Source organism: Wocania ichthyoenteri Th78 (assembly GCF_000789235.1).
GTDB classification, from domain to species: Bacteria; Bacteroidota; Bacteroidia; order Flavobacteriales; family Flavobacteriaceae; genus Wocania_A; species Wocania_A ichthyoenteri.
In genome coordinates this window covers 2,044,181-2,058,391 of record NZ_KN525716.1, presented here as the reverse complement: position 1 = coordinate 2,058,391, position 14,211 = coordinate 2,044,181, and the positions used below count along the sequence as shown (strand labels likewise).

At 33.7% G+C, this 14,211-nt stretch carries 10 protein-coding genes and 1 tRNA gene; 5 read left to right on the top strand and 6 right to left on the bottom strand.

Going from position 1 to position 14,211, the window contains the following annotated elements; genetic code table 11:
* The first annotated feature begins 1 nt into the window (after position 1).
* On the top strand, positions 2 to 1,135 hold the full coding sequence (locus RG22_RS08975; RefSeq protein WP_034045909.1) for an ATP-binding protein: 1,134 nt from the start codon (positions 2 to 4) through the stop codon (positions 1,133 to 1,135).
* Between the two features lie 204 nt (positions 1,136 to 1,339).
* Here RG22_RS08975 and amaB read toward each other — a convergent pair whose 3' ends face one another.
* Positions 1,340 to 2,893 carry an L-piperidine-6-carboxylate dehydrogenase gene (gene amaB, locus RG22_RS08970; protein ID WP_034042593.1) on the bottom strand — a complete coding sequence of 518 codons (1,554 nt, stop codon included), beginning with the start codon at positions 2,891 to 2,893 and terminating at the stop codon, positions 1,340 to 1,342.
* 121 nt (positions 2,894 to 3,014) lie between these two features.
* Here amaB and RG22_RS08965 point away from each other — a divergent pair, with 121 nt between their 5' ends.
* Complete coding sequence (locus tag RG22_RS08965; protein ID WP_034042590.1) at positions 3,015 to 4,067, top strand: isoaspartyl peptidase/L-asparaginase family protein; 1,053 nt, start codon at positions 3,015 to 3,017, stop codon at positions 4,065 to 4,067.
* A 209-nt stretch (positions 4,068 to 4,276) separates the two neighbouring features.
* A complete protein-coding gene (locus RG22_RS08960; RefSeq protein WP_034042588.1) occupies positions 4,277 to 9,847 on the top strand; it encodes an alpha-2-macroglobulin family protein in 5,571 nt (1,856 codons plus the stop codon).
* Positions 9,848 to 10,055: 208 nt separating this feature from the next.
* Here RG22_RS08960 and RG22_RS08955 read toward each other — a convergent pair whose 3' ends face one another.
* The 4 genes from RG22_RS08955 to RG22_RS08940 form a co-directional block, all read right to left on the bottom strand.
* Complete coding sequence (locus RG22_RS08955; protein WP_034042585.1) at positions 10,056 to 10,508, bottom strand: 6-pyruvoyl trahydropterin synthase family protein; 453 nt, start codon at positions 10,506 to 10,508, stop codon at positions 10,056 to 10,058.
* Between the two features lie 133 nt (positions 10,509 to 10,641).
* Positions 10,642 to 10,833 carry a hypothetical protein gene (locus tag RG22_RS08950; RefSeq protein WP_034042584.1) on the bottom strand — a complete coding sequence of 64 codons (192 nt, stop codon included), beginning with the start codon at positions 10,831 to 10,833 and terminating at the stop codon, positions 10,642 to 10,644.
* A gap of 16 nt (positions 10,834 to 10,849) precedes the next feature.
* A complete protein-coding gene (locus RG22_RS08945; RefSeq protein ID WP_034042582.1) occupies positions 10,850 to 12,187 on the bottom strand; it encodes an MATE family efflux transporter in 1,338 nt (445 codons plus the stop codon).
* Positions 12,181 to 12,681 (bottom strand): GNAT family N-acetyltransferase, encoded by a 501-nt coding sequence (locus RG22_RS08940; RefSeq protein ID WP_034042580.1) that lies wholly within the window; start codon positions 12,679 to 12,681, stop codon positions 12,181 to 12,183. The genes RG22_RS08945 and RG22_RS08940 overlap by 7 nt, the downstream gene beginning before the upstream one ends.
* 60 nt (positions 12,682 to 12,741) lie before the next feature.
* Here RG22_RS08940 and RG22_RS08935 point away from each other — a divergent pair, with 60 nt between their 5' ends.
* A complete protein-coding gene (locus tag RG22_RS08935) occupies positions 12,742 to 13,536 on the top strand; it encodes a universal stress protein (RefSeq protein WP_034042578.1) in 795 nt (264 codons plus the stop codon).
* A gap of 6 nt (positions 13,537 to 13,542) precedes the next feature.
* A tRNA-Ala gene (locus tag RG22_RS08930) sits at positions 13,543 to 13,616 on the top strand.
* A 125-nt stretch (positions 13,617 to 13,741) separates the two neighbouring features.
* Here RG22_RS08930 and RG22_RS18240 read toward each other — a convergent pair.
* Positions 13,742 to 14,155, bottom strand: coding sequence for an alpha/beta hydrolase family protein (locus tag RG22_RS18240; RefSeq protein WP_338062087.1), 414 nt, complete (start codon positions 14,153 to 14,155; stop codon positions 13,742 to 13,744).
* Positions 14,156 to 14,211 lie beyond the last annotated feature (56 nt).

Below are 14,211 nucleotides of genomic sequence, written 5' to 3'. Positions count from 1 at the left end.
TATGATTAACAAACGCTTACTTATAAAACACCTTTTAGCTCACAACGATGAGAACAGTTTTTATGATAAAAAGCGCAAAATAGATATTAGTCAAAAAGAAGGAAAAGCTAAGTTTTTAAAACATATTTGTGCGCTTTCAAATAGCAATCCAAAAAACAACTCGTACATCGTAATTGGTGTTGAAGACGAGGATAATAACATCATTGGGGTCGATTTTTTTGACGATAGTAAAATTCAAAACCTCATTAACGCCTATTTAAGTCATCCGCCCATTGTACAGTACGAAAACATTCCGTTTCCGCATTTACCAGACGATAAAGTTGTGGGTTTAGTAACCATTCGTCCCACAGGTAAAATAACATCGTTAAGAAAAAACATTTGGAAATATTATGGTGGCTCGGTATTTTTTAGAGATGGCAGTATGAGCATGCCAAAAGTGTTCGATATTGAAATAAAAGATATCAATTCTAAAATTGTTGAAGCCATTGAAAACCATGCGCAAAACAATATTAAACACACACTTGATTCCGTTTTTCATTTTATGAATACCCGTAAAGATTACAACGCGCAATATAAAGTTTTTAAAGAATACTTTGTGGTGTGTTGGTCTGGTCAAAAAAAAATAGTTAAAGGTGAAACCTTTTTTTCTAGAGTTGATATAGAATTGATTAACGAACAGGTACGTTTGTTTTTTTCGGCTTTAGATGAGGTTTCAATATCCATTAATGACGATTGTTTTAAAATTATTGAATATGTAAACCTTGGGCTTCAAAACACCAATAAATATTATCCGTTAGAAGAAACCATCATTAGTTTTGAAGATAATGCCAATTATAATATTGAAACGAAGCTATTATTTGAGCCCCCTCAATTTGATAAAAAAATACTACATCACATTTATAATTCTAACAATGCTATTTTAGAAAAACTCAAAAAGGGACTTCCTTTTACAAAAAACGAAGAGCAAGATTTAAAAAACTTACCGGTAACGTATTTAATTTGTTATCTCAATCTTTTTCATGATGCTATAGACAGGCTAAATGAAGCCAAACCTTATTTGCGACATTACAGTGAAGAATTATATAATCTTTACAAAGAAGCATTACGTATTTTAAGAAAAGTGAAATACAGTTGATTACTTGTTGATAAAATTAATGTTAATTTAACCTTCAACTATTGCATAACACATTAATTATAAGCATTTTTGCATCGCTATTAATCTTTTATTAGATATAAACCTTGTTTCTGCCAGTACATTTCTGGAATTTGAGACAAGGTTTTTTTAAATAAAAAAGCCACAAAAAGATGTGGCTTAATAAATATAATTCAAATCTTATTCTTATAAATCAAATTTAATTCCTTGAGCTAATGGCAACTCATCAGAATAATTGATTGTATTTGTTTGACGTCTCATGTATACTTTCCAAGCATCAGAACCAGACTCTCGTCCACCTCCAGTTTCTTTTTCACCACCAAAAGCACCTCCAATTTCAGCACCAGAAGTTCCGATGTTTACATTCGCAATTCCACAATCTGAACCTGCATACGATAAGAATTTCTCTGCTTCTTTCATTTCATTGGTCATAATTGCAGACGATAAGCCTTGAGCTACACCATTTTGTTTAGCAATAGCATTTTCTACATCGCCCGAATATTTCATCAAATATAAAATAGGAGCAAAAGTTTCGTGCTGTACAATTTCAAAATGGTTTTCTGCTTCGATAATTGTTGGTTTAACGTAGCATCCACTTTCGTAACCTTCACCTTCTAAAACACCACCTTCAACTAATACGTTTCCACCTTCTGCTTTTGCTTTTTCGATAGCAGCTAAGTAGGTGTTAACGGCATCTTTATCAATTAATGGCCCTATATGATTGGTTTCATCTAATGGATTTCCGATAGTCAATTGACCATAAGCACCAACAATGGCATCTCTAACTTTATCGTAAACAGATTCATGAATAATTAATCGCCTTGTAGAAGTACAACGTTGTCCGCAAGTACCAACAGCACCAAAAACAGCTCCAGGAACTACCACTTTTAAGTCTGCAGTTGGAGTTATAATGATGGCGTTATTACCTCCTAACTCTAATAAAGATTTTCCAAAACGTTCAGCAACAGTTGCCCCAACAATACGTCCCATTCTTGTAGACCCTGTAGCAGAAACTAAAGGAATACGAGAATCTGTAGTCATCATTTCACCAACTTTATAATCGCCATTAATGATACACGAAATACCTTCTGGCAAGTTGTTTTCTTTTAAGATCTCTGCTATAATATTTTGACAAGCAATAGTACATAACGGTGCTTTTTCAGAACCTTTCCAAACACAAACATCGCCACAAATCCAAGCTAAAGCTGTGTTCCACGCCCAAACTGCAACTGGAAAGTTAAATGCCGAAATAATACCAACAACACCAATTGGATGCCATTGTTCTCTCATAACGTGCCCTGGTCTTTCAGATGGAATGGTTTGCCCGTTTAGTTGTCTTGACAATCCAACAGCAAAATCACAGATATCAATCATTTCTTGAACTTCTCCGTAGCCTTCTTGTAAAGATTTACCCATCTCGTAAGACACTAATTTCCCTAATGGCTCTTTTAAGTCTCTTAATTTGTTTCCAAATTGACGAACAATTTCTCCACGTTGAGGAGCAGGAATATCTCTCCAAGATGTAAATGCTTTTGTAGCAGTTTCCATTACTTTGTCATAATCTGCTCTGGTAGTCGTTTTTACTTTACCAATTAATTTTCCATCAACTGGCGAATAGGATTCTATAATTTCTCCATTAGAAAAATTGTTTGAACCTGTTGAAGTGCCTTCATTAACAGCCTTTACACCCAATGCTTCTAAAGCTTCTTGTATTCCGAAATCAGTTGTCACCGTTTCCATATATTTTTGTTTTAATATTATTATTCAATTTTGTTGCGAATATACTAATTTATAGTGTTTATTTTTCTCAATTTTACATTAAAATACTATCTTTAAAAACTATTCAACCTATTAATTTATTATGAAAAAAAACATCTTTTTATTATGCGTTTTATTCCTTTTTAGTGCTTGTAAAAATGCTGAAAATAATACAGAAATAACTACAGAAACTCCTAAGCAAGAGTTCTCCATAATTATTCACGGAGGCGCAGGCACTATTTTAAAAAAGAATATGTCTTCTGAAATGGAAACCGCTTATAAACAAAAATTAGAAGAAGCTATTCGAATAGGTTATGATATCTTAAAAAATGGAGGAACAAGTTTAGAAGCAGTAACTAAAACCATAAATATTATGGAAGACTCTCCACTATTTAACGCGGGAAAAGGTGCTGTTTTTACAAATGAAGGAACTAACGAACATGATGCCTCCATAATGGATGGAGAAACTTTAAATGCTGGTGCTTCCGCAGGAACAACAACGGTTAAAAACCCTATTGATTTAGCACGAGCGATTATGGATAAATCGCCTCATGTGATGCTATCTGGAAAAGGAGCAAACACATTCGCCAAAGAACAGGGTTTACAAATTGTTGACCCGAATTATTTTTACACTGAAAGACGTTATAAATCACTTCAAAACATAAAAGAAAAAGAACATACAGAACTAGATCATGATACTAAAGTCTCATTTTATGATAGCGGTATTAAGGATTCAAAATTTGGAACGGTAGGTTGTGCAGCACTCGATAAAAACGGAAACTTAGCTGCTGGAACCTCAACGGGCGGCATGACTAATAAGCGTTGGGGACGCATTGGCGACTCGCCTATTATTGGTGCTGGTACGTATGCTAATAACAGTACTTGCGCCGTATCGAGCACAGGTTGGGGCGAATACTTTATTCGTGGCATGGTCGCCTATGACATTTCTGCGCTTATGGAATACAAAGGATTATCGCTTAAAGAAGCGTCAAAAGAAGTCATTCAAAATAAGCTAACCAATCTTGGTGGTACTGGTGGTATTGTTGCTATTGATAAGAACGGCAATATGGTAGCCGAATTTAATACGGCTGGTATGTATAGAGCGACTATGAATGATAAAGGTGAGTTGACTATTGGGATTTACAATGAGGAATAACTTTAAGAACACTTTAACAAAACTACTAAGTCTAAACGTAAAAACTTGAACGTACTTTTATTAACGAGAAACATCGTGTATAAAAATATCTTTCTCCTACAAAGCTATTTCGATGTTACATTTGACAGATAAAATTAATAGAAATCTACAAATGAAACTACCTACGCTTTCTTTTTCAGTTATTTTGTTCATTTAAAATCCATCAATCTATGCCATTAAAAAAGCTTTTTACTTTCGTTTTGATTATTACGTTAGTAGCCTCCTGTAAAAAGAAAGTAACAGAAACCGATAATCTTTTCAAATTTAGAGACTATATAAGTTATACCACTTCGGGAATGACATCGGTTGCTAGTCCTGTTCAAATTAATTTGGCTAACGATGTTGAAGGCTGGGAAATGGGTGCGGAAATTACAGATAAGATAGTAAGCATAAAACCACATGTTGAAGGCAAATTAACTGCGTCCAATAAACACACACTAGTTTTTACACCAGATGAATATTTAGAACCTAATACCGAATATACCGTTATCGTAAAGCTTGGGGCAATTTATAAAAACATGCCCGATGGTTTTAAAGATTACACCTTTCAGTTTAAAACCATCACGCCCAATTTTAATGTAGTTACCAATCATTTACAATCTTACAGTAAAAATTGGCAATACCTTGAAGGCGTTATAAAATCTGCTGATGTAATATCGATTGCCGATGCTAAAACTTTAGTTGAAGCATCTCAAAACGGTAAAAACCTGAATCTCGTTTTTAATGAAGCCAACGAAAGTTCTAAATATTTTGAATTTAAAATTGATAGTATCAATCGACAAATAGAAGACAGTAACATTGATATAAAGTGGAATGGGAAACCTATAAAAGCACCAAACAAAGGTAAAAACACCATTAACATTCCTGGAATAAATAATTTTACAATTGTGGATGTAGATGTTATTCAGTCGCCAGAACAACATCTATCGATCAACTTTTCAGATCCACTTAAAAAACAGCAAAATTTTGAGGGTTTAGTTACTATTCAAAAGGTTAAAAACCCAAAATATATCGTAGATGGAAATGTGCTAAAAGTGTACCCAGATAGTAAATTGGTTGGCAATATTCAGGTTGATGTTTTTCAAGGCATAAAAAATACCGATAATTATAAGTTGAAGAAACCCTTTTCTGAAACTATTGCTTTTGAAGACTTAAAACCACAAGTACGTTTAATTAGTAATGGTTCAATTTTACCAAATTCTCAAGAATTAAAATTCAATTTTGAAGCTGTTAATTTAAGTGCTGTTGATGTAAGGGTTATCAAAATTTTTGAAGATAATGTGCTTCAGTTTTTACAAGATAACAATTTGAATAGTGATAATAGATATGATATTAAAAAAGTGGGGCGTCGTATTGCAAAACAAACAATTCAACTCCAAACAGCAGCAGAAAATACGGGTAAATGGAAAGCTTACAGTATAGATTTATCTAAGTTTTTTAAAGCTGATGCTGGTGCTATTTATCGTATAGAATTAAGCTACAATAAGAGTTATTCTTTATATGATTGCGAAGCGAACTCAAATATTACAAACACCGAAAATGATGAATACGATGCATATTACGAAGACGATAATTATGAAAATGATTTAGACGAAATATCATCAGAAGATGAAGATTTACGCGAAGAACAATACTGGGATAATTTAATATATCGCTACAAAAACTACAACTACAATTGGCGTGAAGAAAACAACCCCTGCCACGATGCGTATTATAACGAACGTAAAATAGTATCTCAAAACCTACTGGCATCAAATCTTGGTGTCATTGCAAAACGAGGTACTAACAACTCCTATTATTTTGCAGTGACTAGCATTTTAAATACGAATCCAGAAGCTGGTGCAAAGGTGACGCTGTTTAATTTTCAACAGCAAGAATTGGCTAGTAGAACTACTGACGAGCAGGGTTTAATCACCATTGATTCTGACAAGCATGCAAATTTTGCTATTGTTACAAAAGGACAAAACACAACCTACGTTAAACTTTACGATGGTAATTCGTTATCACTAAGCAAGTTTGATGTTTCTGGAAACCGTTTACAACGCGGACTTAAAGGTTACATTTATGGCGAACGTGGTGTTTGGCGACCAGGAGATACTTTGCATTTAACTTTTATGTTAAACGATACCGACAATAAACTACCAAAAGGACATCCTGTTAAAATGGAAATCACTAACCCAAATGGAAAATTACTTTATAAAAAGGTAACTGCAGATCATCTTAATAATTTTTACAAATTCACTGTGCCAACGTCTCAAGAAGATAAAACAGGAAACTATAACGCTAAAGTTTCGGTTGGTGGTGCTACATTTTATAAAGGTTTAAAAATTGAAACTGTTAAACCAAACCGATTAAAAATTAAAGTAGATTTTGAAAACGACATCCTAACTAGTACAGAACCATTAAAAGGAACATTAGATGTAAAATGGCTTCATGGAGCAGCAGGAAAGAATTTAAAAGCAGAAATTAAAGCGAAATTCACACCGTCTTACACCAGCTTTAAAGGTTATAAAAATTACATCTTTAACGACCCTACTCGTAAATTTAATACTGAAGAAATTAATGTTTTTGAAGGTAAAGTTGATGCTGATGGTTTAGCAAAAATCAATAATAAATTAAATGTTGGCAAAAATGCTCCGGGGATGCTAAATGCTCAATTTTTGGTTCGCGCTTTCGAAAATGGTGGTGATTTCTCAATGGATGCTTTCACTAAACAATACGCCCCTTACAAATCTTTCGTTGGTTTACGTTCTCCAGAAGGAAATGCTTATGGTTCGTTTTTTACGGATGAAAACCAAACCTTTGATTTGGTTGTGGTTGATGCGAAAGGGAAACCTGTAAAACGAGACAACCTTGAAGTAAAAGTCTATAAAATTGAATGGCGATGGTGGTGGAATTCCTCTTACGATAACCTATCAAGTTATGTGTCTAGCAGCTACCACAGACCATATTTAAGCCAAAAAATAAACACTGATACTAACGGAAAAAGCACATTCAAAATAAATATTCCAGATAATGATCGCGGTCGTTACCTCATCAGAATTATCGATCCTGAGAGTGGTCACGCTACAGGGAGAACCGCTTATTTTTATAAAAATTGGTGGGGCAACTCTAGTTCTGGAGATAAAGAAGCTGCAAAAATGTTGGTGTTTTCAGCAGATAAAGAAAAGTACAACGTTGGTGAAACCGCAAAAATCACCTTTCAATCTGGTAGCGAAGGTCGTGCTTTAGTAAGTATTGAAAATGGCACCGAAGTTTTAGACTATAAATGGGTAAAAACACAACAAGGTGAAACTACGGTTAATGTGCCAATCACTTCAGAAATGGCACCAAATGTGTTTGTAAATATTTCGCTTTTACAACCGCATGCTATTTCGGCAAACGATTTACCAATTCGTTTATTTGGCGTTATTCCTATCATGGTGGAAGATCCAAACACCAAATTAGAACCACAACTAAAAATGCCAGATGTATTGCGTCCTAAAGAAACCTTTAAAGTCAATATTTCAGAAAAAAACAATAAAGCCATGACCTATACCATTGCTGTGGTTGAAGAAGGTTTGCTAGATTTAACCCGATTTAAAACCCCCAATGCTTGGAATGAGTTTTACAAACGTGAAGCTTTAGGTGTAAAAACTTGGGATGTTTTTGATGCTGTTATTGGCGCATATTCGGGTAGTATCGATCAAGTATTTGCTATTGGTGGTGATGGAAATGCCGCTGGTGGAAAAAACAAAAAAGCAAACCGATTTAAATCAGTAGTTACTTATTTAGGGCCTTTTAATTTAAATGCAAGCGAACAAAAATCGCATACCATAAAACTACCAAACTACATTGGCGCAGTACGTACTATGGTTATTGCGGGCGACAATAAAAATGAAGCTTACGGAAGCACCGATAAATCTGTTGAAGTTAAAAAGCCCTTAATGGTTTTAGCTACGCTTCCTCGGAAATTAAGCCCAGGTGAAAAAGTAACGCTTCCGGTAACCGTTTTTGCAATGGAACCTAAAGTGAAAAACGTGAATATTAGCTTGAAACTAAGTGATGGCATTTCGGTTGTTGGCGCAAAAACAAAAGCTTTAAGCTTTGTGAAACCTGACGAGCAAATGACGTATTTTGAATTGGATGTTAGTAAAGCAAAAGGCATTAATACGGTTGAAGTTATTGCTTCTGGAAACGGTGAAAAATCATCGTATAAAGTAGAGTTGGATGTGGTTAACCCTAATCCTATTACCTCAAAAGCCATTGATAAAACATTAGCTGCAAATGCTACTGAAAATTTATCATTTTCAACCTTCGGTGTTGCTGGAACAAATTCAGCAACCTTAGAGTTTTCAACCTTACCACCAATGGATTTTTCTCGTAGATTGCAATACTTAATTCAGTATCCACATGGTTGTGTTGAGCAAACCACATCGAGCGTATTTCCGCAATTATTTTTAGGTGATATTTTCGATTTAACACACAAGAAAAAACAAGCTATTCAAAATAATATCGAAAACGGCATAAAGCGATTAGGACATTTCCAAAGACCAAATGGTGGTATGAGTTATTGGATGGGAGAAAACACAGCAAATGATTGGGGTACCAGTTACGCAGGTCATTTTTTAATTGAAGCCGAAAAGAAAGGCTATGTACTGCCATTAACTTTTAAAAGCAACTGGATTAAATACCAAAAACAAGCAGCGAGCAATTGGCGACCAAGTTATAGAACTTACAATTCCGATTTAGCACAAGCTTACCGATTATATACTTTAGCTTTAGCTGGAAGTCCAGATTTAGCAAGTATGAATAGATTGCGGGAGTTCTCTGAAATTTCAAACGAAGCCAAATGGCGACTCGCTGCAGCTTATGCTTTAGCAGGACAAAAAGAAGCGAGCGATAACATTTCGCAATCTGCAAACATCGAGTTTAAACCCGTTAAGTATAATTATTATACTTATGGCTCTAGAGATAGAAATCGTGCCATGGCTTTAGAAACTATGGTGCTTACTAAAAACCCGAAAACACGAGAACTTGCTGAATATATTGCCAAAGATTTATCGAGCAACCGTTGGATGAGCACTCAAACCACAGCGTATAGTTTATTAGCTATGGCAAAAATGGTTGATGCAAATGGCGGAAAAGCATTAAAAGTTAATTACTCAATCAATGGAAAAACTGAAAGTATAGACACCAAAAGTGCCATTGCGCAACGCGAATTACAAGTTAAAGATGGTGCAAATAGTGTGTCTTTTACAAACCAAAAAGACAATGTGGTTTATGTGCGTGTTTTAAATTCAGGGAAATTACCATTAGGTGAAGAACTTGCTGAACAACGTGGGTTAAGTGTATCGTATACTTATAAAGATTTAAAAGGAAATACCATTGATGTATCGAAACTACAGCAAGGGCAAGATTTTGTTGCTACAGTTAGTGTAAGTAATTTAAAAAATGAACGTGTAAACGATGTGGCTTTAACAAAGATTTTTCCATCGGGTTGGGAAATTGTAAATACCAGATTTACAGATTTTGGTAGTGCAACAATAAGTCAAGCTCGATTTACAGATATTAGAGACGACCGTGTAAACTTTTATTTTGATTTACCAGAAAAAGGAAAACACATTACAAAAACATTTAACGTCATGTTAAATGCATCGTATTTAGGCACGTATTATTTACCAGGTATTCAAGCTGAAGCGATGTACGATAATGAATATTTGGTTAGAACGAAGGGGAAATGGGTTGTGGTTGAGAGATAGTGGCTTTTAGGATTTGAATTTGTCAGAAAAATTGACTAAATTCGTTTAACAACCGATAAAGTTCATTGCAAACGGAACCTTATCTATGTATTAAACGAACCTTTAAAAAAACACAATGCAAATAAGGTTAGGGATTGAACGGCTTGTTTGAGCTCGCCGACTAAAGGAGGAAGCGACTACCGAAAGCCCGACCCTTTGGGGTAACGCCCTAAATATTATCGGAGGCATACCATTCTGCAAACGAGGTATCGGTTTCTTGAAGTTTTAAGGAATGTAACGCAATATGATTTGGTAAACGTTTTTTTATTTTTTGAGCAAAATCGATAACCATCATTTCGCTGGTGGGTTGGTAATTTACCAAGAGCACGTTGTGATCACGGTCTTTAAGCTCTTTAGCGAGTTCAACATGTGGTGTGTTTTTGTTGAACACGGTGGCATGATCAAAGACGTTTACAATTTCTTCTTTTACAATTTTTTTTAAATCGCCGAAATCGATTACCATTCCGAATTTCACATTATTGGTGTCTGTTATAGGCTTGCCAAAAACGGTTACCGATAGTTTGTAACTGTGACCGTGTACGTTTTTGCACTTGCCATCGTATCCGTAAAGGGCGTGACCAGTTTCGAAAGAAAATTGTTTTGTAATGCGAATGTTGCTCATTTTATAATGCTATTTGCTTTGCAAAGATACTATCTTCTTTTTTTTCTGTTTAGAAAGTAAACGATTATTAAAACTAAGCCTAATATTAAAAATAGTCCGCTGCCGCTAATAAATGACATGATATCCATAAGGGTTACTTTTTATTTATTCTTTTTTTATTGTATCTAAATATTAAATAGGCTATTACTACTAGTGTTGCAAAGGGTAGCATAGAACCAATAAACACGCCGATTTCATAATTAGAATTGGGTGCTTTATTAATTTTTTCTTCAATATCTATTTGGTTAAGGAAAGCTTTTAACAAGGTCATTGCAATTATTTTCATCAATTATCGACCAAAGTTAATTGTTTTTTGAAAGAGGAATAAATATTTTTCTAAAAATTAAAATTAAAGGAAAGCCTCGTGCAATGATCCAAAACGTTAAGGCTATAAAAATGGCATAAAGTTTATAATCGAGATGATCTAACCAAAATAAAACAGGAATAAAAACTAAAAATGTAGAGATTAAAAGAACGTTACGCAACGCCTCCATTTTACCCAAACCTTTAAAAATACCATCGAAAATAAAAGCGATTGTGCATAATGGCTGCATTGCTAAAACTATCCAAAATATGCTATAAAATTGTTTTAAAACTTCAGGATCGTTAGTAAATATATTACCTAAAGGGTAATACAATAAGCCTCCAACTATGGCTATTAGGATGCCTATAATAATACCATATTTTATTAATTTGTTGCTTAATATAATAAGTAAATTATATTCTTTTCCACCGTACAGTTTTCCCGATAAAATATTGCCTGCGCTAGCATAACCATCTACAATAAAAGCCCCAAGAAACCACAAGTTAATAGCAATAGTATATGCTGCAATGTATGTTGCTCCGTAACTAGTAGCAAAAGCACTGGCATAATAAAGGGTGACATTTAACGCAATGGTACGTACAAAAAGATTAAGAATCATTAATATAAAACGATTAATTTCTTTGTTAAAAGGAAAGCTTAACTTTAAAGGTATTTCAGTTTTTTTAAGTAAATAATAGACTGCAAAAATAGCCATTAATAATTGTGCAATTACACTAGCATATGCAGCACCTTTAATGTTCATGGGCGATATGTAACCATCAATTCCGTAAACCAAAGCAAAGTCTAAAATAACATTTGTAATGGTTCCTATAATGGCGATTAGCATAGGATAATAGGTGTTTTGTAATCCGCGAAAAGCACCAAAAACAGCTATGGTAAAAAGTGTAAAAGGAAATCCGAAAACACGAATTCTGTAATAATTGACACTATAATCTAAAATTAAACCGGAGGCATTATAAAGCTTAAAAATTTGGTTTGCAAAAGGGTAAGTTCCTATTATTATTAAAACACTTAATGAAGTAATAATAAAGATAGCTTGCGCTGGCAGGTTTTTAATTTTATCGAGTTTATTTGCGCCAACATATTGTGATACGATTGATGAAATAGCACTTCGGGTTTGACCCAAAACCCAGATTAACATTGATAAAAAGGTGGTTACAATACCTACAGCGGCTAAAGATTCAGTGGCGTTAAACTCTATATTCCCAACTATTGCTGCATCGGTTAATGATAAAATAGGTTCAGATACTCCAGAAATTAATGCTGGAATTGCTAATTTGTTTATGTGTTTTAAGCTTATGCTTGTGTTTACCATACTAATTCATAACAATAAAAAGGATAATTGCTTTGTTTAGGAAAATAAATATTTCCTAAGCGTTTGTACCCCCGTAGTTCGTAAAACTTTTGGTTTCTTTTGTTTTGCGAAAAGGTATCTAATCTTATGGAAGTATACTTGTTTTCTAAGGCGAAGTTTTCAGCAAAACCCATTAATTTTTGTGCATAGCCCTTTCCTTGATATTTAGGATGAATGGTTAAACGATGGATATAAATATTACGCTTGTTTTCAGTTAACCAAGAAATGGGGATATATTCTTCGTCCATAAATGATGAAATGACTATACAGCCAACTAATTTTTTGTCTTCTTCAATTACATATAATTCGTTTCTTAAAACATCATTTTTAAAAGCTGCTTTATTAGGATAATGTTCGTTCCATTGATATATCCCGTTGTCTATCATAAAGCTAGCGCATGCTTTAGTAATTTTTATAATTCCATCTATATCTTCAAGCGTTGCTTTACGAATCATTTTTAATGTTTACTTTTGCATAAATATTGCTACAAATTTAGTCTTTTAAACTTTTTTATTATGAAGAATATTTTAGTACCCGTTGGCTCATCAAAAAATGCTTTAAGTCATTTGCAATATGCAGTAGATTTTGCCAAAGCTTTTAATGCAAAACTTTATGTTGTGCAAGTTTACAATGTGTATACTAAAGCTGGTACTATGATTAAAGTAGATCATATTATAGAACGAGAAAGTAAAGCGTTTTTAAATGATTTAGTATCAAAAATTGACACAAAGGATGTTGATGTAGTAGTGAAAACTTTAAAAGGAAAGCTAATTGATACATTGGAGTTAGCATGTAAGGCCGCTAATATTGATTTGATTTTGGTTGAACCTAGAACTAATTCAATTAAAGACGAAGTGTTTTTAGGGAAAACTTCAGGAAAAATTATTAAACAAACTCAAATTCCAGCACTTATTGTGCCAGAAGGCGAAGTGTTTAAGCCAATTAAACATATTTTAATGGCTGTAAAATCTGCAGTTATTAAAAAAGAGAATGTTTTGCAGCCACTTAAATATATTAAAGACCAATTTAAAGCAGATGCTAATTTATTATTAGTTAAAACACCTTATTATAATGAAGATGATTTTAAGTTGAATAGCGACTTACAATCTTTAATTTCTAATACGATTTATTCAGAAAATGCAACGACGTATCAAGGTGTGTTAGAGCATTATCGTACTACTGAACCAGATATGTTGTGCGTAGTACGAAGAAAAAGAGGGTTCTTCACAAAGAAATGGGAGAAAAATGTGATTTTGAAGAAAGACTTTAATAGTAATATACCTGTTTTAGTTTTAAGCGGGTTAAAATAAATTCACGGGGATGTAGCTCAGTTGGCTAGAGCGCTTGACTGGCAGTCAAGAGGTCGTCGGTTCGAATCCGATCTTCTCCACAATATTTTTTAATACTCTAAGAAGTCTATAACTTTGGTTATAGCTTCTTTTAAATGATTAGGGAGTATTTCTTTCTCCCATGGATGTTGTGCTCCAAAAACATGATTGGTGCCTTCAATAATTTCTAATTGACTTTTAGGATTCCAATTATGGAGGCTCTTAGCTTCATCAATAAAAACACTAGTACATTATTTCCATGAATAATTAAATATGGAATTTTTAAGTTTGATACGGCACGTTTAATGGTGAGTCTGTTTTCATTGGCAATAAAATCTTTATAAAATTGAAAGTAATGTGGCATCTGCTGTTTTGTTCGTCCGTTTAGAACATATTTAACACCATTTTTTTTCCATTGCTCTAAACCTCCAGAAGTTGCTGTTCTTTTACCAAAATCACATACACCAGCTAAACTTATTACCTTTTTTATTTTGTTATTTTCTTCAGCTTTTATAGTTACAATTCCGCCAGCTCTACTGTGCCCTACTAAAGTTATGTTATTTATATCAGCATTCTTTTTTAGTTTAGAATTCGAACACACCCATTCTATAACAGATTCTAAATCGTCTAGTTCTTTGGTGTAATTGTTATTTCCAA

Bases quoted from the DNA above. Each gene is read 5' to 3' on its own strand.
- RG22_RS08935 (WP_034042578.1), top strand. From the start codon at position 12,742: ATGAAGAATATTTTAGTACCCGTTGGCTCATCAAAAAATGCTTTAAGT.
- RG22_RS08975 (WP_034045909.1), top strand. From the start codon at position 2: ATGATTAACAAACGCTTACTTATAAAACACCTTTTAGCTCACAACGAT.
- RG22_RS08940 (WP_034042580.1), bottom strand. From the start codon at position 12,681: ATGATTCGTAAAGCAACGCTTGAAGATATAGATGGAATTATAAAAATT.
- amaB (WP_034042593.1), bottom strand. From the start codon at position 2,893: ATGGAAACGGTGACAACTGATTTCGGAATACAAGAAGCTTTAGAAGCA.
- RG22_RS08945 (WP_034042582.1), bottom strand. From the start codon at position 12,187: ATGGTAAACACAAGCATAAGCTTAAAACACATAAACAAATTAGCAATT.
- RG22_RS08950 (WP_034042584.1), bottom strand. From the start codon at position 10,833: ATGAAAATAATTGCAATGACCTTGTTAAAAGCTTTCCTTAACCAAATA.
- RG22_RS08965 (WP_034042590.1), top strand. From the start codon at position 3,015: ATGAAAAAAAACATCTTTTTATTATGCGTTTTATTCCTTTTTAGTGCT.
- RG22_RS08955 (WP_034042585.1), bottom strand. From the start codon at position 10,508: ATGAGCAACATTCGCATTACAAAACAATTTTCTTTCGAAACTGGTCAC.
- RG22_RS08960 (WP_034042588.1), top strand. From the start codon at position 4,277: ATGCCATTAAAAAAGCTTTTTACTTTCGTTTTGATTATTACGTTAGTA.